Raw genomic sequence first — 23150 nt, 5'->3', positions numbered from 1 at the left:
GCTGCTCGTGAAGGCAGTGGTAGCGGATCGATCAGTCTGCGTAGACGCCAGCAGCCTTGATGATCGGACCCCACTTGGCGATTTCAGCCGAGACGAACTTCTTGTGCTCAGCCGGCTCGGTGCGCTTGTCGGTCGTGATCACCGCACCCAGCGCTTCTTCGCGCTTGATGAAGCCCGGGTCCTTCATCGCGGCCTTGATGGCCTCGTTGAGCTTCTTCAGCACCGGCGCCGGCGTGCCCTTGGGCGCGTACATGCCGTGCCAGATCGTCACTTCGAAGCCCTTCAGGCCCGACTCGTCCAGCGTTGGCAGGTCTTTCAGCGCGGGCGTGGTCAGGCGCTTGGCGGTGGTCACGGCATAGGCCTTGACCTTCTTGGCCTCGATCTGCGACGTGGTGTTGGTCGTTTGATCGCACAGCAGGTCGATCTGGCCGCCCAGCAGGTCGGCGATGGCCGGGGCCGTGCCCTTGTAGGGAACCGGCGTCATCTCGACCTTGATCGCGCTCTGGAACAGCAGGCCGCACAGGTGCGACGCAGCGCCCAGGCCGGCGTTGCCCAAGTTGATCTTGCCCTTGTTGGCCGCGATCCAGGTCGTCAGTTCCTTGTAGTTGTTGGCGGGCAGGCCGGGCTTGCCGATCAGCGTCATCGGCACTTCGTTGACCATGCCCAGGTACTCGAAGTCGGTCTCGACGTTGAAAGGCAGCTTGCGATACAGCGCCGGCATCGTCGACATGCCGATGTGGTTCAGCAGCAGCGTGTAGCCGTCGGGGTTGGCGCGCGCCACCTTGGCGGTGCCGATGGAACTGCCCGCGCCCGCGGTGTTGTCCACCACGATCGTGGTGCCGAGCGTCTTCTGCATGGCTTCCGCCAGGTCGCGCGCGACACGGTCGGTCGGGCCGCCGGCTGCGAAAGGCACCACCAGCGTCACGGTCTTGCCCGCGGGAAAGTCCTGGGCGTGGACACCGGCGGCAGCGGCGGCAATCGCCGCGAGGGCGAACAGTTTCTTCATGTCGTCTCCGGGAAGGGGGTAGTAAAAACGCCGCGATCTTAAAGGCTGACTGTTACCTGACCTATAGCGAATAGCCCTTAGGTTCGCATCGTCATCCGCGCCTTCGCGGGGCGTGCAACAGGGCTTTCGCAGCGCATCCAAATCTAGCTAGGCCTGCGGCGCGGCTTGTAGCGCCTCTCATCAGAGTATGGGATAGACATGAAATAAGGCTGTTCAGTGAGGCTCGACAAATACTGTTGTAGTTTGGAAATTCCCGGCGATTGATTGGCAAACTATGAGGACCTGATTTAGGTGAAATAAATAGATGAGCCTGGGAGGGCCAACCAATGAGTGAACAGTCTGTGCAATCAAAAAGTGCTCAAGGCCAAGAGGAAGCCGAAGTGCCATCAGGAGGGACGAGCCCTCGCGAAGATGAAAGTAGCAGCCTCTCCGCAAGCGTTGGTCGACTGCTGACGGTTGCATCTTTTCTGGGAGTGCTGCTTGCACTTCTTGGTTATGGCGTAGCGTTGTCAGCAGAGAGCCGGTTTGGGATGCCGCGCGCCCAGCTAATTGATTCCACGATGGACATGTGGGATCTATCTACATGGGCAATCCTGCAGATTGTGTCCAGAGGATTCGAAGCCTTTGGGAGTCTGAGTTTCTATCTCAAGACCCTTAAAGGTATGGGTCCGGTAGTGCTCGTTCTTGGTGTGGGATGGCTACTTTCTATAGCAGCCATATGGCTGTATGGCCGTCGACAAAAGAAACAGAAACTCGCTCCTGAGAAGTCGAAGCGCAAGAAGAAAGACATTGGAAGCTTGGGCTACGCGCTGCAAAAAACTTGGTGGATACCAGTCGGTGCTCTTGTCGCACCCTTGGGAGTGGTGCTTGGGGTCATGCTCATCATTTTCGTCGCCACGGTGTTGACGATTGTTCCGATACTTGGAATGTTTGCCGGAGAGGTGCACATTGATCAGTTTGTTGTGGCTCCCAAGAACTGTGTATCTGTCATAAATCGGGAAGGTCGCCTCGAACGGAAGTCGAAACCTGACCAAACGAGTGGTGAGATTGGGGCGCAATGCGTTTCAGTGAAATTTACTGAAGGAGACGTTCAAGTCAAAGGGCGCGTCGTTTTCGCTTTGAGCAAAACACTCATCCTGTATGACCCCGAAACGGGGGCAGTAAAACGCGTTCCCACAGAAAATGCCGTTGTCGAAGTGGTTTCAACGTTGTGAGTTTGGGAGCCAAGTTCGAGAACTATTTCGATGAAATCGTGCCGCTCGCGATCTGGTTCTTGTTGAGCGACCGCCCCGGATAGTGCGCAGGCGGCCGTATCGGCTGCCCCGTGGCTTGCTGCTCCAGCACATGTGCCGTCCAGCCGACGGCGCGCGCCGGTGAGTGCGGCCAGGGCAAAGTCGATGTTCATGGCTTCGTCCAGCAGCTTCTCGCTGATGGCGCACAACTCGGTGAATGCCGGCGGCATTCAATGCTGGCCAGCAATGTGCGCCATGAAGCACTGCGCATCCTCCGTCATCCGATACCCTCGCTTTCTTCGCACGCGGCGGTGGCACGTTCGCCACCATCGCATGCACCACGTAAGGCGAAGAAGAAAGAATTCCCATGACGGCGACCCCTTCCCACGCAAGCGCGCAGCGCCTGCCGCGCGATCTTGCGCTCGTCACCGTGGCCATCGATGCCGCGATGGTGCTGGTCAACATGGCCATCCAGCTCTGGCCCGATTCGCCTCACAGCGATCAGCTGCGCAGCGCCTATGCCCTGCCGGGCGTGTGGATTCCGATGGTGTTCAGCATCGGCATGGCCTGGGTGCTGGCGGCGGCGCTGGCCTGGAGCCACGGGCGCAACGCGCTCGAAAAGCGCGGCGTTGGCAGCGTGGCGCGGCTGCCTCACCCGCGCATCCGCTATGCCGCGACGTACCTTGCTGTGCTGGTGCTGAACTTCTACGCGCTGAGCCCGCTGCTCTACGACCTGCAACTGCTCTTCATGCCGGGTGGCCGCCTGCATGATTTCTTCGGAGCGCCGTCCATGAGCGCGGCGATGCCGGTGTTCATGTTCCTGCAGTCCATCGCCCAGTTGATCGTGCTCGTGCTCGGCGTGTGGGTCTCGGCCTGGCTCGCGCTGAGGGCTGGCCGCGCCGCGTTTTCCGATGCGCGGCAGGAAGAAGGCGATGAAGAAGCCGTCGGCGCCACATCGCCCCGCCGCGCCATCGCACTCGTGGGCGCCGCGCTGTTCGCATCGCTGCAGATGTGGAGCGGCGCGGTCGTGAGCCGATGGACATCGATTGCGCGCGGCGTGGACGGAATCGAGTTGATCATCGCGTGGGCAGTGCCGCCACTGGTGGCCTTCGCGCTTGCGTTCTGGGGCGGTTGGCTGGGCGCCACCGCCGGGCTGACGCGGGCACGCCCTTTCAGGGCCGTGGCGGCAGCGGTGCTGGCTTTCGTGCTGGTGCAGGTGAGCTGCATCGCCATTGCGCTGGCGTGGCTGATGCTGGCCGCCTGGTCGCACGGCTTCGACAACGCGGGCGGCCTCATCGGCTTCGCCCTCGCCCTCGCGCTGGTGTACTCGGTGCTCGTGGTGGTGCTGATGCGCGCCACCACCCGCTGGCTGTACCGCCGCTACTGACCAACTACTACTTGTAGCTGCGCGCGTCCTCGATCACCTTGCCGTCATTGGGCAGCCCGCCTGCACCCACCACGACGACCTCGCCGCGCAGCTTGGTCACTTCGCGGATCACCGCGCTCACGCGGGCCTCGAGCCCTTCGGGCGCCGCGCCCGCGCATTCGAGCTGCAGCGTCATCTTGTCGTCGCCCATCTCGCCAGACACGATGAGCCGCGCGCGCTGCACTTCGGGAAAGCGCCGCGCGATCTCGGCCACCTGCGAGGGATGCACGAACATGCCGCGCACCTTGGTGGTCTGGTCGGCGCGACCGAGCCAGCCCTTGATGCGCTTGTTGGTGCGGCCGGTGGGGCAGGTACCCGCGAGCACGGCCGAGAGGTCGCCGGTGCCGAAGCGCACCAGCGGGTAGTCGGGGTTGAAGGTGGTGACGACGATCTCGCCGACCTCGCCGTCAGGCACCGGGTCGCCGGTGCCGGGCCGCACGATCTCGACCAGCACGCCCTCGTCGATCACCAGGCCTTCGCGCGCGCTGGTCTCGTAGGCGATCAGGCCCAGGTCGGCGGTGGCGTAGCACTGCGTGCCCTTCACGCCATGCGCGGCAATCCAGTCATGCAGGCTCGGCGGAAAGGCTTCGCCGGAGACGAGCGCCTTGGTGAGCGAGGGCAGCTTCTGCCCTTTCTCCTCGGCCTTCTCCAGCAATATCTTCAGGAAGCTCGGCGTGCCCGCATAGCCTTCGGGCTTCAGGTCGACCATGGCTTCGAGCTGCTGCTCGGTCTGCCCGGTGCCGCCCGCGAACACGGTGCAGCCCATGGCGCGCGCGCCGCTTTCCATGATCGAGCCGGCGGGCGTCATGTGATAGCTGAAGCTGTTGTGAATGAGCTCGCCGCTGCGAAAGCCCGCCGCATGCAATGCACGTGCGGTGCGCCAGTAGTCGCGCGCTTCGCCTTCAGGCTCGTAGATGGTGCCGGGGCTCGCGAACACGCGCGGCATGCGCGGGCCGCGCACGATCGACGAGAAGCCGCCGAAGGGGTCGTCGGTGCGGCGTGCCTTCTGCAGGTCGAGCAATTCCGATTTGCGCGTGACCGGTAGTTTCGCCAGTGCTTCGCGTGTCGTGATGTCTGCGGGCTTCACGCTGCCGAGGATCTTTGCGAATGCTGGCGCAGCGGTCTGGGCCTGTGTGATCTGCTTCGGTAGCGCGGCCAGCAGGTCGCGTTCGCGTTCGGCTGGGTCGCGGATCTCGAGCTTGTCGTAGTGGTCGGTCATGTCCGTACCCTTTGTCTTTCAGTTCAGTTTTCCACCACGGGAGTGTTCGGGGCTCTTGTTCGGGGTGCGTGCGAATGACACCGGGTACTCCCCTCCGCGAATGTCCCCCGGCCTTCGGCCTCCTCCTTTATTTCGCTGCGGGGAGCACCCGGTGCCATTCGCACATGGACGCAGTGCTCATGCCGGCCGATCAACCAGTGCTCTGAACGATCACGTCGATGGGGTGCCTTGCGCAGCGAAATAAAGGAGGAGCCGAAGGCGGGTGACATTCGCGGAGCAAGGTACCCCGTTGGCGTGATCGCACCCCGAAAAACGACGCATGAATGCATCAAGCCAGCCACCTCTTGCGCCTCTTGTAGCTCTTCACATCCCGGAAGCTCTTGCGGTCCGCGCCGCCGACGCCAAGGTAGAACTCCTTCACGTCCTCGTTCTCGCGCAGGCTCTTCGCCTCGCCGTCCATCACGATGCGGCCGTTCTCCAGGATGTAGCCATAGTCGGCATAACGCAGCGCCATGTTGGTGTTCTGCTCGGCCAGCAGGAAGGTCACGCGCTCCTTGGTGTTGAGGTCTTTCACGATCTCGAACACCTCTTCCACGATCTGTGGCGCCAGGCCCATCGACGGCTCGTCGAGCAGCACCATGCTCGGGTTGGCCATCAGCGCACGGCCGATGGCGCACATCTGCTGCTCGCCGCCCGATGTATAGGCCGCCTGCGAAGTACGCCGCGTCTTCAGGCGCGGAAAGTACGCGTAGACCTTCTCCAGCGTCTGCTGCACCGCCGCCTTGCCGTCGGTGCGCGTGTAGGCGCCGGTCATCAGGTTCTCTTCGATGGTCAGGTGGGCGAAGCAGTGGCGGCCTTCCATCACCTGGATCAGCCCGCGCTTCACCAATTCGGCCGGCGACAGCGCCTCGATGCGATCCCCGCGCAGCTCGATGGTGCCCTTGGTGACCGCGCCGCGTTCGCCCGCGAGCAGGTTGCTCACCGCGCGCAGCGTGGTCGTCTTGCCCGCGCCGTTGCCGCCGAGCAGCGCCACGATGCCGCCGTCGGGCACCGTGAGCGACACGCCCTTGAGCACGAGGATCACGTGGTTGTAGATGACCTCGATGCCGTTGACATTGAGAAGGATGTTGGGTTCGCTCATGGTGTGGTCCGAAGCATTCGCAAGAACAGCGCGTGCAGCGCAGTGCTGTCCTTGCGAATGGCGGCTCTCGCGAGCCGCCACGGCGCGCTCAGTGCATCAGGATTGGCAGTCGGCTGCCTCGCGGCGCGTCAGCTTCTTCTCGCCCGCGTACTTGTCGGCGGCGGTCTTCACCATCGGCTTGATGATCTGGTCGTCCGCCTGATACCAGTCAGACATGTCGCCCCACTTCGCGCCGTCCCATGTGTGCACGCGCGCCCAGGTCGAGCCCATGTGGTCCTGGCACGAAGTGCTCACCGGACGCATCACGCCGGAGAAGCCGAGCGCGTCGAGCTTCTTCTGGTCGAGCGCAAGGTTCTCCATGCCCCAGCGCACTTGCTCGCCGGTCATGACCTTGCCCTTGCCGAAGCGCTCCTGCGCACGCTTCACGGCCTCGACGGTCAGCATCTGGATGATCACGCCGCGCGTGTAGAGCACCGAGCCCACTTCGTCCTTCGGACCCGTGCCCTGGCCCTTGTCGTGCACCTGCTTCAGGATGTCCTGGATCACCTTGGGCTGTGTGCCCGAGGTGTTCAGCGCCAGCGCGTGATAGCCCTTGGCGTTGGCGCCCACGTCCTTCACGTCAGGCTCGGCACCGGCCCACCACACGCCGTACATCTTCTCGCGCGGGTAGCCGGTGGCCACGGCTTCCTTCAGCGCGGTGGAGTTCATCACGCCCCAGCCCCACAGCAGAACGAAGTCGGGGCGCTGCTGGCGCACTTGCAGCCATGCAGACTTCTGCTCCACGCCTGGCGCCGTCACCGGAATCAGCGACAGCTCGAAGCCGTTCTGCTTGGCGCGCTCCTGCAGCAGCGGAATCGGCTCCTTGCCGAACGGCGAGTCGTGGTACACGAGGGCGATCTTCTTGCCCTTGAGCTTGTCCATGCCGCCTTCTGTCTTGCCGATGTGCTGGATCAGGATGTCGGCCGCGGTCCAGTAGGAGCCCATCAGCGGAAAGTTCCACTTGAAGACACCGCCGTCCTGCGAGGCAGCCAGGCCGTAGCCCAGCGTGATCAGCGGGATCTTGTCGGTCGGCACCTTGTCGGTCAGCGCGAAGGTGATGCCGGTGGCCTGCGGGTCGAACAGCGCGACGCCAGGGCGGCCCTTCAGGCGTTCGTAGCATTCCACGCCCTTGTCGGTGGCGTAGCCGGTCTCGCACTCTTCGTACGTGATCTTCACGCCGTTGATGCCGCCGGTCGCGTTGACCAGCTTGATGTAGTCCTGCTTGCCGTTGGCCCAAGGCGTGCCGTTGGGTGCATAGGGGCCCGTGCGGTACACCAGCAGCGGGAAGAACTGTTCCTTGGCCTGCGCATTGGCGAGCGATGGCGCGAGCAGGGCGCCGAGGGTGCTGGCCACCAGGGCGGCGGTCAGAGCGAGCGATTTCAGTTTCATGCCTGTCTCCTTTGTGGGCACCTCGGTGCCGGGTTTTTTACGAACGGGAACTCATCAATCAATGAGGGAAGGGCCAGAGCCGCAGCTTCTCTTTGGCCGTGGACCACAGCCGCGCGAGGCCGTGCGGCTCGACGATCAGGAAGAACACGATCAGCGCGCCGAAGATCATGGTCTCCAGGTGCGAGGCCAGCGCGGTCGAAATCGAGAAGCCCAGCCACCCCGGCAGCTGGTTCAAAAAGAGCGGCAGCAGCACGATGAACGCGGCGCCGAAGAAGCTGCCCATGATCGAGCCAAGCCCGCCGATGATCACCATGAACAGCAACTGGAAAGAGCGGTCGATGCTGAAGGCCGCCGGCTCCCACGCACCCAGGTGCACGAAGCCCCACAGCGCACCGGCCACGCCGACGATGAAGCTGCTCACCGCAAAGGCCGTGAGCTTGGCGTACACCGGGCGAATGCCGATCACTGCGGCGGCCACGTCCATGTCGCGCATCGCCATCCACTCGCGACCGATGGCGCTGCGCACCAGGTTCTTTGCCAGCAGCGCGAACACCACCACGAAGAGCAGGCAGAACAGGTACTTCTGCACTGGCGACTCGATCGGCACGCCGAACACGTTGAGCCCCGCCACGCTCACCGAGCCCGACGAAGAATTGTTGGTGAACCACTGGATGCGCAGGAAAGCCCAGTCGGTAAAGAACTGCGCCGCCAGCGTGGCCACCGCAAGGTACAGCCCCTTGATGCGCAGGCTCGGAATGCCGAAGAGCACGCCGATCACCGTCGCGCACAGGCCGCCCAGCAGCAGCGAGGCGATCAGCGGCATGCCGTCGATGCGCACCTGGAAGTTGTAGGCCGCGTACGCCCCCACCGCCATGAATGCGCCCGTGCCCAGCGAGATCTGGCCGCAGTAGCCGACGAGGATGTTGAGGCCGAGTGCTGCCAGCGACAGGATCAGGAAAGGCGTGAGGATGGCGCGCATCCAGTAGTCGGACACGCCCAGCGGTACCACGACGAACGCCACGAGCAGCAGCACCAGCATCGCGATGCGGTCCTGCGCAATGGGAAAGATCTGCTGGTCGGCCCTGTAACTCGACTTGAACTGGCCGTTTTCTCTGTAGAACATCTTTCAGACCCGATCGATGATCTTTTCGCCGAACAGCCCCTGGGGCCGCACGAGCAGGAAGACCAATGCAAGAACATAGGCAAACCAGATCTCGATGCCGCCACCGAGCATGGGGCCGAGATAGATTTCAGAAAGCTTCTCGCCCACGCCGATCAACAGGCCGCCGATGATGGCGCCCGGAATCGACGTGAGCCCGCCGAGGATCACCACCGGCAGCGCCTTCAGCGCCACCAGCGAGAGTGAGAACTGCACGCCGAGCTTCGACCCCCAGATGATCCCGGCCACCAGCGCCGAGAAGCCGGCCACCGACCACACGATCACCCAGATGCGCTTGAGCGGAATGCCGATGGACTGCGCGGCCTGGTGGTCGTCGGCCACTGCGCGCAGCGCGCGGCCGGTGGCCGTCTTCTGGAAGAAGATGGCGAGCACTACCACGAGGCCGGCTGCCACCAGCGCGGCGATCAGGTCTTCCTGGCTCAGCAGCAGGCCGCCCTGGAAGGTGCCTTCGAGCACCATCAGCGGCTCCTTGGGCATGCCCACGTCGATCTTGTAGATGTCGTTGCCGAAGATCGTCTGGCCCACGCCGTCGAGAAAGTAGGCGATGCCCAGCGTGGCCATCAGCAGCGTGATGCCTTCCTGGTTCACCAGCTTGCTGAGCGCGAGCCGCTCGATCAGCCAGGCCACCACCACCATCACCGCCATCGCGGCAATGAAGGCCAGGATGTTCGCGAGGATCTGGCTCTGGAAGCCGAACCACAGCGGGAACCACTCCGAGAAGCGTGCCATTGCCAGCGCCGCGAACAGCACCATCGCGCCCTGCGCAAAGTTGAAGACGCCCGAGGCCTTGTAGATCAGCACGAAGCCGATGGCAATCAGCGAATAGAGCATGCCGACCATGAGGCCGCCGAAAAGGGTTTCGAGGAAAAAGCCCATGGTCAGTGTCTTTCTTGTTTTTCTCCCTCCCCCGCTGGGGGAGGGTTGGGGTGGGGGCAGGCGGCGCATCCATCGGGCGCTCTGCGTGCCCCCATCCCAGCCTTCCCCCAGAGGGGGAAGGAGCAATGCTTCGTGGCGATGGCTGTCATGGCGTCAGTGCTCCACACCCAGATAAGCCCGGATCACGTCTTCGTTGTTCCGAACTTCATCCGGCGTGCCGTCGCCGATCTTCTTGCCGTAGTCGAGCACCACCACGCGGTCGGAGATGTCCATCACCACGCCCATGTCGTGCTCGATCAGCACGATGGTCGCGCCGAACTCGTCGTTCACGTCGAGGATGAAGCGGCTCATGTCCTGCTTCTCTTCCACGTTCATGCCGGCCATCGGCTCGTCGAGCAGCAGCACCTGCGGCTCCATCGCGAGCGCGCGGCCCAGGTCGACGCGCTTCTGCAGGCCGTAGGGCAGGCGGCCCACGGGTGTCTTGCGGTGCGCCTGGATCTCGAGGAAGTCGATGATGTGCTCGACGAACTCGCGATGCCGCAGCTCCTCGCGCTCGGCCGGGCCCCAGCGCAGGGCCTGTGCGAGCAGGCCGCTCTTCATCTTGAGGTTGCGCCCCGTCATGATGTTGTCGAGCACGCTCATGCCCTTGAACAACGCGAGGTTCTGGAAGGTGCGGGCCACGCCCATCTCGGCCACCTGGCGCGAGTTCATGTGCTTGAAGGTTTGGCCGCGGAAGGTGATGGAGCCCTGCTGCGGCCAGTACACGCCGTTGATGCAGTTCAGCATCGAGCTCTTGCCCGCGCCGTTCGGGCCGATGATGGCCCGCACTTCGTGCTCGCGCACGTTGAAGCTGATGTCCGTGAGCGCCTTCACGCCGCCGAAGCTCAGGGAGATGTTCTGCACGTCGAGGATGACGTCGCCAGTCTTGCGGGTGCTCATGCGGCCGCCTTCACGATGGGAAAGGTCTTGGCTTCGACGACCTTCAGCGTGGCGCTGACAACCCCCGTGCGTCCGTCCTCGAACTTGACCTGGGTCTCGATGTACTGCTCGGTCTTGCCGCCATACAGTGCGGCGACCAGCACCGCGTATTTCTCGGCGATGAAGCCGCGGCGCACCTTGCGCGTGCGAGTCAGCTCGTCGTCGTCGGGGTCGAGCTCCTTGTGCAGCACGAGGAAGCGCGCGATCTGCGTCTCGCCCATGCCGTCTTCGCTCGCGAGGTCGGCGTTCACCTTGGCGATGCATTCGGCCACCAGCGCCAGCACGTCGGGCTTGCCGGCCAGGTCGACGTAGCCGCCGTAGGCGAGACCGCGGCGCTCGGCCCAGTTGCCGACGGCTTCGTAGTCGATGTTGATGGCCGCGCACACTTCGTCTCGCGCGTTGCCGAAGCACACGGCTTCCTTGATCTGCGGGAAGAACTTGAGCTTGTTCTCGATGTAGTTGGGCGCGAAGATCGCGCCGCTCACGAGCCGGCCCACGTCCTTGGCGCGGTCGATGATGCGCAGGTGCCCTTCGCTGTCGAGCACGCCCGCGTCGCCGGTGTGGAAGTAGCCGTTGGCGTCGAGCACCTCGGCAGTGGCGTCGGGGCGCTTGTAGTACTCCTTGAGCACCGACACGCCGCGAACCAGCACCTCGCCGTCTTCCGCGATCTTCAGTTCGATGCCTGGCGCTGCGGTGCCAACCGTCTGCAGCTTGACCTTGCCGTCCTGCTGCAGGCACACGTAGGCGCAGGTCTCGGTCTGGCCGTAGAACTGCTTGAGGTTGACGCCGATGGAGCGGTAGAAGCGAAACAGGTCGGGCCCGATGGCCGCGCCTGCCGTGTAGGCCACGCGGATGCGGCTCATGCCCAGCACGTTGCGCAGCGGGCCGTAGATCAGCAGGTTGCCGAGGCCGTACATCAGGCGGTCGCCTGTGCCCACCGGCGCGCCGTTGAGGATGTCCGCGCCCACGCGACGCGCCAGCGCCATGAACTTTGCATACAGCCAGCGCTTGGGCGCGGCCGCGTCTTCCATGCGGATCGACACGGCAGTGAGCAGCCCTTCGAAGGTGCGCGGCGGGCCGAAGTAGTAGCTGGGGCCGATCTCGCGCATGTCGTTCATCACCGTCTCGGCCGACTCGGGGCAGTTGAGCGTGAAGCCGCCCACCAGCCATTGCGCCACCGAGAACAGGTGGTCGCCCACCCACGCCATCGGCAGGTAGCTCATGATGTTGTCGCCGGGGCCGAGCTTGTCGGTCTGCACGCCGCCGCGGCCCGCCGCAATGAAGCTCGCATGCGTCTGGCACACGCCCTTGGGGCGGCCGGTGGTGCCCGAGGTGTAGAGGATCACGCCGACATCCGTTGCTTCGCCGCTGGCCACCGCGCGGTCGTAGTAGCCGACGTTGGCCTTGTCGAACTCGCGGCCCAGCGCGCGCAGCTGCTCGTAGCTCATCAGGCCCGGCTGGTCGTAGTGGCGCAGGCCCTTGGGGTCGTCGTAGATGATGTGGCGGATGCCGTGCTGCTGGTCTTTCTGGAGCTCGCGGCATTCGAGCAGCTTGTCGACCTGCTCCTGGTCTTCGACGATCACGAAGTCGATGGCCGCGTCCTGCAGCATGAAGACCATCTCGCCGGCCACCGCGTCCTGGTAGAGCGGCACCGGCACGCCGCGCAGGCTTTGCGCCGCGATCACCGCCATGTACAGGTGCGGCCGGTTGGCGCCGACGATGGCCAGGTTGTCGAAGGGCTTGAAGCCCAGGCTCGCGAGACCGCAGGCCATTTCGCGCACTTCCTGCGCCACGGCGTTCCAGGTCCAGGTTTGCCAGATGCCGAGATCCTTCTCGCGCACGGCGGGCGCCTCGGGTTGGGCCTCGGCATGCGCGAGCAGCAGGCGGGGGAAGGTGGGGGCGGTTGTTTGCACAGTGGGCGGATCGTAGGTCTCACTTTGACGCCCGGTTGTCGTTCCAACGACAATCCTAGGGACACTACTCCCCGGAGTTTCCCGATGCCTCACGGCAACCTCAACCACAACGTGCTCGGCGGTTCGATCAAGGATCGCGTGCGTCCCGCCAATGCAGCGGAGCTCGATGGCATCCCCTGGCTGCCCACGCTCACGCCCGCCGAGCGCCGCCGCGCCGAAGCCACGCTGGTGGTGGGCGAGGCCGAGCCCGGCGACCTGGTGTGCCGTGTCGGGCGATCGCCCACCTACTGGTTCGGCGTGGTCGAGGGGCTGCTCAAGATGAGCAACGACAACGCCGACGGCGGCTCGGTCACCTACACCGGCGTGCCGCCCGGCGGCTGGTTCGGCGAAGGCACGGTGATGAAGCGCGAGCCCTACCGCTACAACATCCAGGCGCTGCGCCGCAGCCTGGTGGCGGGGCTGCCGATCGAGAGCTTCCACTGGCTGCTCGACCACTCCATCGGCTTCAACCGCTTCGTGATGAACCAGCTGAATGAACGGCTGGGCCAGTTCATCGCGGCGCTGGAGATCGACCGGCTCAACAACCCCGACGCGCGCGTGGCGCGCAACCTGGTGTCGCTGTTCAATCCGGTGCTGTACCCGGGCGTGGGCGAAGTCTTGCGAATAACGCAGCAGGAGCTGGCCTACCTGGTCGGCCTCTCGCGCCAGCGCGTGAACGAGGCGCTGAATGGTCTGTCGGCGCAAGGCCTGATCCGCGTGGAGTACGGTGGGCTGCGCGTGCTCGACCTGCCGGGCCTGCGCGCGACCGCGATGTCGAACAAGAAGAACGCCTCGGCGGAAACGGAAAAAACATGACTCTCAAAGACCAGCTCCAGGTGGTGCCCGCGAATGCGGAAGCAGCCTTCATCGCACCGCCAGAGGCGCCGAAGGCGAAGGCCGAAGACAGCGGCCCGACGCTGCAGGAGGCCATCGAACGCAACGAGGCACTGAATGAGAAGCTCGATGCACTCAACGAAATACTGGCCAAGCCGCTCAGCGAAATTCTTGCCGACCGCGAGAAGTCTGAAGAGGCCGCACTCGCGTGGGACCGCTTCGGCGCGATGTGGATGCTCTCGCAGCGCGCGATGCGGCGCGTGGCGCTCGACCTCGCGGCGCAGCTCGGCGTGAGCGAGGAAGAAATCGTCGCGCGTGCGATGGCCAATGCCAATGCGGTGCTCAACGGCGCGGACGAGGTCGACCTCGACGGCACCATCGCGCCTGCGCAGCTGCAGCACATCGCCCGCCACCGCAGCTTCCTGCGCAAGCAGTTCAGAACCGGTTGAGCCCCAAGGCCTCTCGATACCGCTTAACCTCCCCGCCTTCGTTCAAGAAAGACTTTTCTCCCGATGACCGCTTCCCACCTCACCATCATCACCGGCGCCTCGCGCGGCCTGGGCCAGGCCATGGCCGAACAGCTGCTGCAGGCCGGCCACACGGTGCTGGGCATTTCGCGCAAGCAGTCCCCTGCGCTGGCCGAAGCGGCCAGGGCCAGCGGCGCCGAGCTCACGCAATGGGAGCAGGACCTGTCCGACCCCGTGGCCGCATCGGCCCGCGTGTCGGCATGGCTCAAGGCCATCGACGCGCAGCGCTTCGACAGCGTCACGCTCGTCAACAACGCCGGCACCGTCGGCAACCCCGCGCCGCTGTCGAGCGCCGTGGAGGCCGAGCTCTCGCTGGCCCTGCGCATCGGCCTCGAAGCGCCGATGCTGCTGACGGCGGCCTTCCTCGGCGCTACCCGCGAATGGCGCGGCGCGCGCAAGGTGCTGAACATCTCATCGGGTCTGGGCCGCAACGCCATGGGCAGCCAGGCGCCCTACTGCGCGGCCAAGGCCGGCATGGATCACTTTTCGCGCGCCGTGGCGCTCGAGGAAGCGAATGCACCGAATGGTGCGCGCATCGTCTCGCTCGCGCCCGGCGTGATCGATACCGACATGCAGGTGCAGTTGCGCGGCGCATCGGCCGAGAAGTTTCCGGACCGCACGCGCTTCGTGAGCATGAAGGAGGACGGCCGGCTTGACAGCCCCGCCACTGCGGCGGCCAAGGTACTCAAGTACCTGGCGCGCGAAGACTTCGGCAACAACCCCGTGGCCGACGTGCGCGACCCCGCCTGAAACGAAGGACACGCACGCCATGGCCACCGCCAAGTCGATCGACACCCTCGAGTACAAGCTCTTTCCGTCGCCGAGGAACGTGCACCGCATCGTCTTCGAGCACCAGGTCTTCGTGCCGTACCCGTACGCGCTGATCGTGATGGACGAGTTCTACTTCAAGGGCCGCTACAGCCTGTTCTCGGCCTGCCGGCTGAGCGACGGGAAGATGGGGCAAGTGGCGACGTTCGAGGATGCGGCGGACGTCGCTATCTTCAATACGAAGTTCGTGCCGGACTGAGTCTCGGTATTTCTCCCTCCCCCGCTGGGGGAGGGCAGGGGTGGGGGCAAGCGGCGTATCGATCGCCCACGGCCTTTTTATTGCCGTCTGCCCCCATCCCAACCTTCCCCCAGAGGGGGAAGGAGCAAGACAGGCCCGCTCGTTACTGCATCGCGAACCGGTCGCGCTGCGCCTGCGCGCATTCGCCCATCACGTTCAATGCGCGCTCCACCGTGGGCGTTCCCATCACGAAGGGGTTCGCCGCGCCGGCCGGCTGCTGCCGCATCGCCGTCATCTTGGCCTGCGAGCTGTCGACGTTCGAGTGGTTCGACAGCATCACGTCGATGCCTTGCGCCTTGACCAGGGCATCCATGCGCCGCGTGGACGCGATGTAGTTGTCCAGCCGCGGCACGTCCTTGCCGAAGTTGAAGCCCGTGCCGCCCCAGAGCATGGCGCGGTGCTTGCGGCCGTTCTCGCTCACGTCGAACACCGGCGAGAGCGTGCCCATGGTGTGGCCCGGCGTGAGGTACAGCGTGACGGTGGTGTCGCCCAGGGTGATGCGCTCGCCGTCCTTTACAGAGATGTCCCGCTTTGGCGGCGCGCCCCAGACGGGCGTGGCGAACTCCAGCTTCGTCTCGGTCATCGTCCAGTCGGCGTCGCTCATCACCACGCGCGCGCGGTACTTCTGCGCGAGGTAGGGCGCGCCGCCATAGTGGTCGCCGTGGCCGTGCGTGACGATCACATATTTGATCTGCGCCGGGTCGAGGCCCAGCTTGCGCATGCCGCCTTCGATCAGCGCGGCGGCCTCCACCTGGTTGTTCAGCGCATCGATGAGGATGATGCCGTCGGAGGTCTTGATGGCCCAGGCGCTGACCCAGTCGGCGCCCACGAAATACAGGTTGTCGAAGGCCCTGGCGGGCGGCGGCGCCGGCTTGTTGATGAGCAGCGGGAGGCCCTTGTCGAGTTCCTCCTGCGGCGGGCGCGTGGTGGGGGCAGGCTTGCACAGCGTGAGCAGGGGCCCGAGGTCGGTGCCCGCGGCCTGCGTGGCTGCCGCGACGTGGGCGGCGACGATTGCGTCGGAAGGTTTCTGCGCGGGCGTCTGTGCGCAGCCCTGGACGAGGGCGACAACCGCTGCCAGAGCGGCTGTCTTCAGGCCATTCAGGCGAAGAGAGGAAGGAACCATCGGTGTCCCCATGCCGTCGTTGCGGCTTGTTCTGGAGACACCATTCTGCGGCGCGCAGGCTTATTCGATTGTCGCGCCCGAGGCTTGCACGATGCCCTTCCACTTCTCGTAGTCGGTCTTCAGCAGCGCGCCGAACTGCTCCGGCGTCATGCTCTGCGGCTCCGCGCCCTGCGCGATGATGGCCGCCTTCATTTCAGGCGTGGCCAGCAGCTTGTTGATATCGGCATTCAGCAGCGTCACCACGTCCTTCGGCGTACCGGCCGGCACGAAGATGCCGTACCAGGTGCTCACGTCGAAGTCCTTGTAGCCGAGCTCGGCCACGGTGGGCGTGTCGGGCAGCGAGGTGCTGCGCTTGGCCGAGGTGACGGCCAGCGGGCGCAGCTTGCCCGCCTTGATCTGCGCCATGGCCGAGGGCACCGACGACACCATCAGGTCGACGTTGCCCGCGAGCACGTCCATCATGGCCGCGTTGGAGCCCTTGTAGGGCACGTGGCGCATCTTGATCTTGGCGGCGCTGTTGAAGATCTCGCCGGCCAGGTGGATGGTGGTGCCGTTGCCGGGCGAGCCGTAGGTAACGGTGTCGGGCGCGGCGCGCGCGGCCTTCACCACGTCGTCGAGCGTCTTGAACTTGGAGTTGGCCTGCGTGACGATCACCACCGGCGTATAGGCCACGTGGGCCACCGCGGTCAGGTCTTTCACCGGGTTGTAGCTCAGGTTCTTGTAGAGCCAGGGCGCGACGACCATGTTGTCCTTCTGGCCCATCACGATGTCGTAGCCCGTGGGCGCGGCGCGCGCAGCCTCGGCGATGCCGATGGTGCCGCCGGCGCCCGCGCGGTTGTCGGGCACCACGGTCCAGTGGTTCACCTCGGTGAGCTTCTGGGCCACCAGGCGCGCCAGGATGTCGGTGCCGCCGCCGGGCGGGAAGGGCACGACCATGCGGATGGGCTTGGCGGGGTAGGCCGCGGTCTGTGCATGTGCCGCAACGGCGGCAAATGCCATGGGGATTGCCAGCGCAATGGCCAGCGGGCGAATGAGTTTTCGGATCATGGGTTGTCTCTGTATCTGGGCGAATCGGGCTGCAGCCTGAAGGCGTCGCTTCACTGCACCGGGGGTGCAGTGTGCCGGAACGGGCCGGACAGGGATTTCGCGGTTTGCGATGGCCGTCTTCTCCAGATGTGGCGGCTTGCACCGGTTTTGCACCCACGCAGTGCGCCCGGCGCTGCCCGTTCTTCCTTTTTGCGCCCCTGTTCGCACCACGGCTGTGCCGCCAGCCCGATTCCGGCTGGCATGGAACTTGTGTGTTTTAAGCAAGTGACTTGCATGAATGCAAGTCACTTGTTAATTCTGTTCGCACCTGCTTCAATCCACACCCGAGGGCCTGGTCATGTTGTTACATCGCGCAATTGCTGGCGTTCTTTCCCTATTCCTGTTCGGTGCCGCGCACAGCGCCGACATGCTGGAGACGGTGAAGAGCAAGAAAGAAATCGTCATCGGCACCGAGGCGCAGTTCGCGCCATTCGAGTACTTGCAGGACGGCAAGATCGTGGGCTTCGGCCCCGACCTGATGCGCCTGATCCTGGCGGACCTGCCCGAGGTCAAGGTCAAACAGTTCGACGTGCCGTTCCAGGGCATCTTGCCGGGCCTTGCGACCAAGCGCTTCGACTTCGTCGTGACCTCGGTCACGCTCACGAAAGAGCGCGCCGACAAGTTCGCCTTCACCGTGCCGATTGCCGACGCCACGACGGCGCTGGTCAAGCGCAAGGAAGACAGCGCGCTCACCGACCCCGCGGGCATCGCCGGCAAGACGGTCGGCTCGCAGGCGGGCTCGGCCCAGCTGCGAGCGCTGCAGGACTACGCGAAGAAGCTGCAAGCCGAGGGCAAGCCGGCGGTCACCATCCGCGAATACGTGAGCTTCGACGAAGCCTATGCCGACCTGGCAGCCGGCCGGCTCGTGGCGGTGGCGCAGTCGCTCTCCAACCTGGCGACGCTGGTCAAGACGCGTGGCGACATCTACGCGGTGATGCCCGCGCCCATCGGCCCCAAGACCTACTTCGGCTGGGTCGGCCGCAAGGACGCGGACAGCGCACCGCTGGTCAAGTTCTTCAGCGATGGCATCGCACGTGCGCAGAAGAGCGGCAAGCTCAAGGAGCTGCAGATGAAGTGGTTCGGCTTCACGATGGACGTGCCCACCGACGCGGTGCCGGTGCCGCAGATGTGAGCAGGCCCGCAAGGCACGACGCTTCCTGACCACGCAACTCGCACCACCCGCACCACCGCACCCCGATGAACGCAGCAACCCTTCTCGAGCGGCTGGCCGCCTACCTGCCGGTGCTGCTGCAGGGCATTGCCACCACGCTGAGCGTGGCGGTCGCGGCCATCCTGCTGGGCTTTGCCTGGGGCGCGGTGCTGCTGGGCCTGTCGCTTCGGCGCGGTGGCCGGGGTGTGCTGCCCGCCGCGGTGCGCACCTACCTGAGCTTCTTTCGCGGCACACCGCTGCTGGTGCAGTTGCTCATGCTCTTCTACCTGCCCAGTGCCTACGGCGTCGATCTGCCGCCGCTGTTGGTGGCCATCGTCGCGCTGGGCCTGAACTCCGCCGCGTTCCAGTGCGAGATCCTGCGTGCCGGGCTGGTGGCGGTGCCTGCGGGGCAGATCGAAGCGGCGGCCTCGTTCGGCATGCCGCCGGCGCGCATCTTCCGCCACGTGCAGCTGCCGCAGCTTGCGCGGGCCGTGTGGCCGGCCGTGGTGTCCGAAGGCGTCGACGTGGTGAAGAGCTCGGCCATCGTCTCGGTGATCTCGGTGGCCGACCTCGGGCGCAGCGGTCGGCAGATCGTGGCGGCCAATTTCCGGCCGCTGGAGGTGTACGTCTCCGTTGGCCTGTGCTACCTGCTGATGACCGGCGCAGTGCTGTGGCTCGGCCACTGGCTGCGCACCCGGATGGAGCGGCCATGATCGACGCCGTGCTCCTGGGCCAGCTGCTGCCCGAATTCGGCGCAGCCGCGCTGCGCACCGTGCTGCTCACGCTGGTGGGGCTGGCGGGCGGCCTGATCGTGGGCTTCGGTTTCCACGCGCTTCGCGAAACCGGCTGGCGCGCGGCGCGTTGGCTCTATACCGCCTACACCGCGGTGTGGCGCGGCGTGCCGTTCCTGATCCACCTGTTCATCGTGTACTTCGGCCTGCCGAGCGCGGGCCTCTCGCTCGATCCGTTCGCGGCCGCGGGCCTCACGCTCGCTGTCTACGGCGGCGCGTATTTCGCCGAGATTTTTCGCGCCTGCTGGCAGAGCATTCCGCGCGGCCAGATCGAGGCGGCCCGATGCATGGGGCTGTCCTCGCGCCAGATCTTCGCCACCATCGAATGCCCGCAGGCGCTGCGTGCCAGCCTGCCGCTGATCGCGAGCCAGACCATCCTGCTGATGAAGGAGTCCGCACTGGCCTCGGTCATCACCTACCCCGAACTGACGATGACCGCCGGCAAGGTCGTGTCGGAGCAGTTCGTCTACGTCGAACCCTACCTGCTGCTGGCGCTGAGCTACTGGGGCCTGTCGCTGCTCGTCAACCGCGCAGCCGGCACGCTGCGCGCATGGGCGGCCCTTCGAGAAACACCCCGCCCATGAATGCTCCCGTGACCGTTCCCATCGTCTCCATGCGCGGCGTCGGCAAGTCCTTCGGCCCGCAGTGCGTGCTGTCCGGCATCGACCTGGACATCCGCAAGGGCGAGGTCGTGTCGTTGATCGGCCCTTCGGGCTCGGGTAAGACCACGCTGCTGCGCTGCATGAACTTTCTCGAGGCCTACGACGAGGGCGAGGTCCGCATCCGCGGCGCGCTGCTCGGCTACCGCCGCAACGCGGCCGGCGCGCTGGTTCGCGAGAGCGAGCGCGTCATCGCCGAGGTGCGCGCGCCGGTCGCCATGGTGTTCCAGCAGTTCAACCTGTGGCCGCACATGACGGTGCTGGCCAACGTGATGGCGCCGCTCACCCTGGCCAAGGGGCTGCGCGAAGACCAGGCCCGCGCCGTCGCCGGCGAGGCGCTGGCACGCGTGGGCATGTCGGCCAAGGCCGATGCGCGCCCGCCCCAGCTCAGCGGCGGCCAGCAGCAGCGCGTGGGCATCGCTCGGGCGCTCGCGGTCGGCCCCGAGGTGATGCTGCTCGACGAGCCGACCTCCGCGCTCGACCCCGAGCTGGTCGACGAGGTGCTGGAGGTGATCAAGTCGCTGTCGCGCGGCGGCATGACCATGATCATGGTCACGCACGAGATGAGCTTCGCGGCCGAGGTGTCGGACCGGATCGTGTTCATGGAGAAGGGCCGCATCGTGACGATCGGCACGCCGCGCGAGGTGATCCACCAGCCGGCCCATCCGCGCATCCAGGCGTTCCTGCAGCCGTGGATTCGCCGCAGCCTGGGCAATTCCGCGGCGGGAGCAATCGCATGAACTTCCTCGACGACATGGCGAGCTCAGCCCTGGCGGGCGACGTGGCGCGCGCGGTAGCCGCCGCGAGTCTCGAGGCCCGGCTGCGCGGACTGGCGGCGCATGGTGCCGCCGGTACGGGTACCAGCGGCGGCGTGGCGCGGCAGGCGCTGAGCGCGCACGAGCTGGCCGCGCGGCGCTGGCTGGTGCAGCCGTTCGCGGGGCGGCCCGGCTACCGTGTCGGCATCGACGCCGCCGCCAACGTGTTCGTGCGGCGCGACGGACAGGAATCGGAGCTGTCACCGGTCATGACGGGCAGCCACATCGACACCCAGCCCCTGGGAGGCTGGCTCGACGGCGCCTTCGGCGTCGCGGCGGGCCTGGAGGTGTTCGACGCGCTCGACCGCCTCGGCCTGCGCACCCGAAGGCCGATCGACGTGGCCATGTGGACCAACGAGGAAGGCTCGCGCTTCGCACCCGGGCTGATGGGCTCGGTCGCCTTCACCGCGCCGCAACGGCTGGATGCGTTCCTCGGCGTGTGCGACGGCGAAGGCCTGTGTTTCGAGGCCGCGCGCGATGCCGCCGTGGACGACCTGCGCGCCGAGGCGCAGCGCCTCGGCTGGGCCTGGATGGACACCCCGCTGGCGCGCCCGGTGCACGGCTATGTAGAGGCGCACATCGAGCAGGGCCCGGTGCTGGAAGCCGAGGGCCTGCAGGTCGGCTGCGTGACAGCGATCCAGGGCGTGCGCTGGTTCCGCATTACCGTGCCGGGGCGCAGCGCGCACGCGGGCACCACGCCGCTGGCTGCGCGCGACGACGCACAGGCCAAGGCGGTGCGCATGGCCCATGCGCTGCTGGAACACGCGGCGCAGTGCGGCGACGACCGGCTGCGCCTGACCATCGGCCGCTGGGAGTGCAGCCCCGGGTCGATCAACACCATTGCCGATCGCGTCGTCTTCACCGTCGATGCCCGTCATCCCGAGGCCGCAGCACTCGACGCGGTGCGCATGCTCATCGATACGGCGCTGCCGGCTGGCGGCCAGGTCGAGGTGCTGCAGGACAAACCCACCGTGCGCTTCGACGCCGCGCTCGCAGGCCTTGCGCGCGAGGCCTGCATGGCGCTGCAGCTGAGCCATCGCGAGATGCTCTCGGGCGCCTTCCACGACGCCATGCCGCTGGCCGGCTTCTGTCCCACCACGATGCTGTTCGCGCCGAGCCGCGCCGGCGTGAGCCACCACCCCGACGAAGACACCCCCATCGACGACCTCGCGGCCTGCACGCGCGCCCTGGCCTGGTGCCTTGTGCGGCTGGCCGGGTCGCTCGTTTCCTCCAACCCTCCCGAGCCTTCAAAGGACTAGCCAGAACCATGGACGACCAAGCCACCTCTCATTCCCACGCACACACCCACGTCGCCGACAACGGCGAACCCGTCGGCGCCAACAACACGCTGCGCGAGCCCGTGTCCGCCGACGGCACGCCCGAGCTCGGCAAGCGCTACGAAGTGCCCGCACGCAACGGCCGCGCCGTGCGGCTCGCCAAGGGCCAGGTGATCCGCGTCATCAACACGCACGGCAGCCAGGTGTGCGACTTCTGGGCATTCAAGGCCGACGACCTCAGCGAGTTCATGTCGATGGAGCACGCGCGCGCCGTCATCGACCGCATCATTCCCAAGGCCGGCGATCCGCTCGCCACCAACCGCCGCCGTCCCATCATGACGCTGGTGGCCGACACCTCGCCCGGCGTGCACGACACGCTCATGGCTGCCTGCGACGCCTACCGCTACCAGAACCTCGGCGTGACCGAGTACCACGACAACTGCGCCGACAACATGCGCATGGCGCTCAAGGCCATCGGCCTGCGCGCGCGCGAAGTGCCGCAGCCGCTCAACCTGTGGATGAACATCCCGGTAGGTCCGGGTGGCGGCGTAGACTGGCTGCCGCCCGTCTCCAAGGCCGGCGACCATGTGGATCTGCGCGCCGAGATGGACTGCGTGGTCGTCATGTCGGCCTGCCCGCAAGACATTGTTCCGATCAACGACAACCGCCCGGTCGAAGTGCACTTCACCGTGCTGGCAACTGCCTGACCTTCCCGGCCCGCCGCCGGCCTACCGACGATTCGACATGCGCACTTCCAAGAAGACGAACTCCGTGCCCGCCGCCCCCTTGCCAATGCCGGGCGGGGCAGACCCGGACCTGGCGCTGTCGGCGCTGGGGCCGCGGCTCAAGCATGCGCGCATGGTGCGAAGTCTCACGCTGAAGGCGCTTGCGGATGCGGCCGGCTGTTCCGAAAGCCTGCTGTCGCGCGTGGAGCGCGGCCAGGTCATGCCGTCGCTGGCCAACCTGCACCGCCTGGCGCGTGCGCTCGACACCAACGTCGCCGAGCTCACGGCCTCCTTCGCGCCGCCCACTTCGCCGGTGACCCGGGCGTCCGAACGCCCCGTGATCGAGTTCACCGGCTTGCGAGGCAAGAAGCGCGGCGTGAAGCTCGAGCGGGTGATCGTGCCGATCCGCGGCCAACTGCTGCAGGCGGACATCCACGTGCTCGAGCCCAAGGCCGAGAGCCTGGAGCAGATCGCGCACGTCGGCGAGGAAATGGGCTACGTGATCGAGGGCGAGTTCGAGCTGCGTCTGCGCGACGAGGTCTACCTGCTGTCGGCCGGCGACTCCTTCTACTTTTCCAGCGACGTGCCGCACAGCTACCGCAATCCCGGCAAGACCCAGACCCGGGTGCTGTGGACCAATACCCCCGCCACGTTCTGAA

Annotated in this window: 23 protein-coding genes; 13 read left to right on the top strand and 10 right to left on the bottom strand. The window is 65.9% G+C overall.

Features of this window, described 5'->3' with window-relative positions:
* Positions 1 to 31: 31 nt before the first annotated feature.
* Positions 32 to 1006: a tripartite tricarboxylate transporter substrate-binding protein gene (locus ACSFBF_RS17380; protein ID WP_258352406.1), complete on the bottom strand. Its 975-nt coding sequence runs from the start codon at positions 1004 to 1006 to the stop codon at positions 32 to 34.
* 326 nt (positions 1007 to 1332) lie between these two features.
* Between ACSFBF_RS17380 and ACSFBF_RS17375 the strand changes: the two genes are divergently transcribed.
* Complete coding sequence (locus ACSFBF_RS17375) at positions 1333 to 2220, top strand: hypothetical protein (RefSeq protein ID WP_435469058.1); 888 nt, start codon at positions 1333 to 1335, stop codon at positions 2218 to 2220.
* Between the two features lie 385 nt (positions 2221 to 2605).
* Positions 2606 to 3625: a hypothetical protein gene (locus ACSFBF_RS17370; protein ID WP_435469056.1), complete on the top strand. Its 1020-nt coding sequence runs from the start codon at positions 2606 to 2608 to the stop codon at positions 3623 to 3625.
* A gap of 7 nt (positions 3626 to 3632) precedes the next feature.
* On the opposite strand, the gene ACSFBF_RS17365 is transcribed toward ACSFBF_RS17370, so the two are convergent.
* From ACSFBF_RS17365 to ACSFBF_RS17335, 7 genes are all read right to left on the bottom strand, one after another.
* The gene (locus ACSFBF_RS17365; protein WP_435469054.1) at positions 3633 to 4883 is read right to left on the bottom strand and encodes a phenylacetate--CoA ligase family protein; all 1251 of its coding nucleotides are present in this window, start codon (positions 4881 to 4883) and stop codon (positions 3633 to 3635) included.
* Between the two features lie 328 nt (positions 4884 to 5211).
* Positions 5212 to 6024, bottom strand: coding sequence for an ABC transporter ATP-binding protein (locus ACSFBF_RS17360; RefSeq protein WP_093059335.1), 813 nt, complete (start codon positions 6022 to 6024; stop codon positions 5212 to 5214).
* A 96-nt stretch (positions 6025 to 6120) separates the two neighbouring features.
* Positions 6121 to 7452: an ABC transporter substrate-binding protein gene (locus tag ACSFBF_RS17355; RefSeq protein WP_435469052.1), complete on the bottom strand. Its 1332-nt coding sequence runs from the start codon at positions 7450 to 7452 to the stop codon at positions 6121 to 6123.
* 58 nt (positions 7453 to 7510) lie between these two features.
* The gene (locus ACSFBF_RS17350; RefSeq protein ID WP_093059331.1) at positions 7511 to 8575 is read right to left on the bottom strand and encodes a branched-chain amino acid ABC transporter permease; all 1065 of its coding nucleotides are present in this window, start codon (positions 8573 to 8575) and stop codon (positions 7511 to 7513) included.
* Positions 8576 to 8578: 3 nt separating this feature from the next.
* Positions 8579 to 9508, bottom strand: a complete 930-nt coding sequence (locus ACSFBF_RS17345; RefSeq protein ID WP_093059329.1) for a branched-chain amino acid ABC transporter permease — start codon at positions 9506 to 9508, stop codon at positions 8579 to 8581.
* Positions 9509 to 9661: 153 nt separating this feature from the next.
* Complete coding sequence (locus ACSFBF_RS17340; RefSeq protein ID WP_093059327.1) at positions 9662 to 10447, bottom strand: ABC transporter ATP-binding protein; 786 nt, start codon at positions 10445 to 10447, stop codon at positions 9662 to 9664.
* Entirely contained in the window at positions 10444 to 12399 is a 1956-nt protein-coding gene (locus ACSFBF_RS17335) for an AMP-binding protein (RefSeq protein ID WP_435469049.1), read from the bottom strand. The genes ACSFBF_RS17340 and ACSFBF_RS17335 overlap by 4 nt, the downstream gene beginning before the upstream one ends.
* 84 nt (positions 12400 to 12483) lie before the next feature.
* On the opposite strand from ACSFBF_RS17335, the gene ACSFBF_RS17330 reads away from it, so the two are divergent.
* The 4 genes from ACSFBF_RS17330 (at position 12484) to ACSFBF_RS17315 (ending at position 14826) form a co-directional block, all read left to right on the top strand.
* The gene (locus ACSFBF_RS17330; RefSeq protein WP_435469047.1) at positions 12484 to 13254 is read left to right on the top strand and encodes a Crp/Fnr family transcriptional regulator; all 771 of its coding nucleotides are present in this window, start codon (positions 12484 to 12486) and stop codon (positions 13252 to 13254) included.
* Positions 13251 to 13721 carry a hypothetical protein gene (locus ACSFBF_RS17325; RefSeq protein WP_435469045.1) on the top strand — a complete coding sequence of 157 codons (471 nt, stop codon included), beginning with the start codon at positions 13251 to 13253 and terminating at the stop codon, positions 13719 to 13721. Before ACSFBF_RS17330 ends, ACSFBF_RS17325 begins: the two co-directional genes overlap by 4 nt.
* A 63-nt stretch (positions 13722 to 13784) precedes the next feature.
* Entirely contained in the window at positions 13785 to 14549 is a 765-nt protein-coding gene (locus ACSFBF_RS17320) for an SDR family NAD(P)-dependent oxidoreductase (RefSeq protein ID WP_435469043.1), read from the top strand.
* 19 nt (positions 14550 to 14568) lie between these two features.
* On the top strand, positions 14569 to 14826 hold the full coding sequence (locus tag ACSFBF_RS17315) for a hypothetical protein (protein ID WP_435469041.1): 258 nt from the start codon (positions 14569 to 14571) through the stop codon (positions 14824 to 14826).
* 142 nt (positions 14827 to 14968) lie between these two features.
* Here ACSFBF_RS17315 and ACSFBF_RS17310 read toward each other — a convergent pair whose 3' ends face one another.
* Both ACSFBF_RS17310 and ACSFBF_RS17305 read right to left on the bottom strand, forming a co-directional pair.
* Positions 14969 to 15988, bottom strand: coding sequence for an MBL fold metallo-hydrolase (locus ACSFBF_RS17310; RefSeq protein WP_435469039.1), 1020 nt, complete (start codon positions 15986 to 15988; stop codon positions 14969 to 14971).
* A gap of 60 nt (positions 15989 to 16048) precedes the next feature.
* Positions 16049 to 17035: a Bug family tripartite tricarboxylate transporter substrate binding protein gene (locus ACSFBF_RS17305; protein ID WP_435469037.1), complete on the bottom strand. Its 987-nt coding sequence runs from the start codon at positions 17033 to 17035 to the stop codon at positions 16049 to 16051.
* A 337-nt stretch (positions 17036 to 17372) separates the two neighbouring features.
* Between ACSFBF_RS17305 and ACSFBF_RS17300 the strand changes: the two genes are divergently transcribed.
* The 7 genes from ACSFBF_RS17300 to ACSFBF_RS17270 all read left to right on the top strand — a co-directional run bounded on the left by ACSFBF_RS17300 (position 17373) and on the right by ACSFBF_RS17270 (position 23149).
* On the top strand, positions 17373 to 18206 hold the full coding sequence (locus ACSFBF_RS17300) for a transporter substrate-binding domain-containing protein (protein WP_435469035.1): 834 nt from the start codon (positions 17373 to 17375) through the stop codon (positions 18204 to 18206).
* 65 nt (positions 18207 to 18271) lie between these two features.
* Positions 18272 to 18937: an amino acid ABC transporter permease gene (locus ACSFBF_RS17295; protein ID WP_435469033.1), complete on the top strand. Its 666-nt coding sequence runs from the start codon at positions 18272 to 18274 to the stop codon at positions 18935 to 18937.
* Positions 18934 to 19599, top strand: coding sequence for an amino acid ABC transporter permease (locus ACSFBF_RS17290; protein WP_435469031.1), 666 nt, complete (start codon positions 18934 to 18936; stop codon positions 19597 to 19599). The genes ACSFBF_RS17295 and ACSFBF_RS17290 overlap by 4 nt, the downstream gene beginning before the upstream one ends.
* The gene (locus tag ACSFBF_RS17285; protein ID WP_435469029.1) at positions 19596 to 20414 is read left to right on the top strand and encodes an amino acid ABC transporter ATP-binding protein; all 819 of its coding nucleotides are present in this window, start codon (positions 19596 to 19598) and stop codon (positions 20412 to 20414) included. Before ACSFBF_RS17290 ends, ACSFBF_RS17285 begins: the two co-directional genes overlap by 4 nt.
* Positions 20411 to 21748 (top strand): M20 family metallo-hydrolase, encoded by a 1338-nt coding sequence (locus tag ACSFBF_RS17280; protein WP_435469027.1) that lies wholly within the window; start codon positions 20411 to 20413, stop codon positions 21746 to 21748. The genes ACSFBF_RS17285 and ACSFBF_RS17280 overlap by 4 nt, the downstream gene beginning before the upstream one ends.
* An 8-nt stretch (positions 21749 to 21756) precedes the next feature.
* Positions 21757 to 22473 carry a DUF1989 domain-containing protein gene (locus ACSFBF_RS17275; RefSeq protein ID WP_435469025.1) on the top strand — a complete coding sequence of 239 codons (717 nt, stop codon included), beginning with the start codon at positions 21757 to 21759 and terminating at the stop codon, positions 22471 to 22473.
* A gap of 37 nt (positions 22474 to 22510) precedes the next feature.
* Positions 22511 to 23149, top strand: a complete 639-nt coding sequence (locus ACSFBF_RS17270) for a cupin domain-containing protein (protein WP_435469023.1) — start codon at positions 22511 to 22513, stop codon at positions 23147 to 23149.
* The last annotated feature ends 1 nt before the right edge of the window (position 23150 follow it).

The sequence above is a fragment of the Variovorax nivicola genome (assembly GCF_051216475.1).
Lineage (GTDB): Bacteria > Pseudomonadota > Gammaproteobacteria > Burkholderiales > Burkholderiaceae_C > Variovorax.
Note: the sequence above shows the minus strand (reverse complement) of the source record. Positions and strands in the feature narration are given on the sequence as shown.

Excerpts from the sequence above, each read along its gene's own strand:
- ACSFBF_RS17380 (WP_258352406.1), bottom strand. The coding sequence starts at position 1,006 with ATGAAGAAACTGTTCGCCCTCGCGGCGATTGCCGCCGCTGCCGCCGGT.
- ACSFBF_RS17375 (WP_435469058.1), top strand. The coding sequence starts at position 1,333 with ATGAGTGAACAGTCTGTGCAATCAAAAAGTGCTCAAGGCCAAGAGGAA.
- ACSFBF_RS17370 (WP_435469056.1), top strand. The coding sequence starts at position 2,606 with ATGACGGCGACCCCTTCCCACGCAAGCGCGCAGCGCCTGCCGCGCGAT.
- ACSFBF_RS17365 (WP_435469054.1), bottom strand. The coding sequence starts at position 4,883 with ATGACCGACCACTACGACAAGCTCGAGATCCGCGACCCAGCCGAACGC.
- ACSFBF_RS17360 (WP_093059335.1), bottom strand. The coding sequence starts at position 6,024 with ATGAGCGAACCCAACATCCTTCTCAATGTCAACGGCATCGAGGTCATC.
- ACSFBF_RS17355 (WP_435469052.1), bottom strand. The coding sequence starts at position 7,452 with ATGAAACTGAAATCGCTCGCTCTGACCGCCGCCCTGGTGGCCAGCACC.
- ACSFBF_RS17350 (WP_093059331.1), bottom strand. The coding sequence starts at position 8,575 with ATGTTCTACAGAGAAAACGGCCAGTTCAAGTCGAGTTACAGGGCCGAC.
- ACSFBF_RS17345 (WP_093059329.1), bottom strand. The coding sequence starts at position 9,508 with ATGGGCTTTTTCCTCGAAACCCTTTTCGGCGGCCTCATGGTCGGCATG.
- ACSFBF_RS17340 (WP_093059327.1), bottom strand. The coding sequence starts at position 10,447 with ATGAGCACCCGCAAGACTGGCGACGTCATCCTCGACGTGCAGAACATC.
- ACSFBF_RS17330 (WP_435469047.1), top strand. The coding sequence starts at position 12,484 with ATGCCTCACGGCAACCTCAACCACAACGTGCTCGGCGGTTCGATCAAG.
- ACSFBF_RS17325 (WP_435469045.1), top strand. The coding sequence starts at position 13,251 with ATGACTCTCAAAGACCAGCTCCAGGTGGTGCCCGCGAATGCGGAAGCA.
- ACSFBF_RS17320 (WP_435469043.1), top strand. The coding sequence starts at position 13,785 with ATGACCGCTTCCCACCTCACCATCATCACCGGCGCCTCGCGCGGCCTG.
- ACSFBF_RS17315 (WP_435469041.1), top strand. The coding sequence starts at position 14,569 with ATGGCCACCGCCAAGTCGATCGACACCCTCGAGTACAAGCTCTTTCCG.
- ACSFBF_RS17310 (WP_435469039.1), bottom strand. The coding sequence starts at position 15,988 with ATGGTTCCTTCCTCTCTTCGCCTGAATGGCCTGAAGACAGCCGCTCTG.
- ACSFBF_RS17305 (WP_435469037.1), bottom strand. The coding sequence starts at position 17,035 with ATGATCCGAAAACTCATTCGCCCGCTGGCCATTGCGCTGGCAATCCCC.
- ACSFBF_RS17300 (WP_435469035.1), top strand. The coding sequence starts at position 17,373 with ATGTTGTTACATCGCGCAATTGCTGGCGTTCTTTCCCTATTCCTGTTC.
- ACSFBF_RS17295 (WP_435469033.1), top strand. The coding sequence starts at position 18,272 with ATGAACGCAGCAACCCTTCTCGAGCGGCTGGCCGCCTACCTGCCGGTG.
- ACSFBF_RS17290 (WP_435469031.1), top strand. The coding sequence starts at position 18,934 with ATGATCGACGCCGTGCTCCTGGGCCAGCTGCTGCCCGAATTCGGCGCA.
- ACSFBF_RS17285 (WP_435469029.1), top strand. The coding sequence starts at position 19,596 with ATGAATGCTCCCGTGACCGTTCCCATCGTCTCCATGCGCGGCGTCGGC.
- ACSFBF_RS17280 (WP_435469027.1), top strand. The coding sequence starts at position 20,411 with ATGAACTTCCTCGACGACATGGCGAGCTCAGCCCTGGCGGGCGACGTG.
- ACSFBF_RS17275 (WP_435469025.1), top strand. The coding sequence starts at position 21,757 with ATGGACGACCAAGCCACCTCTCATTCCCACGCACACACCCACGTCGCC.
- ACSFBF_RS17270 (WP_435469023.1), top strand. The coding sequence starts at position 22,511 with ATGCGCACTTCCAAGAAGACGAACTCCGTGCCCGCCGCCCCCTTGCCA.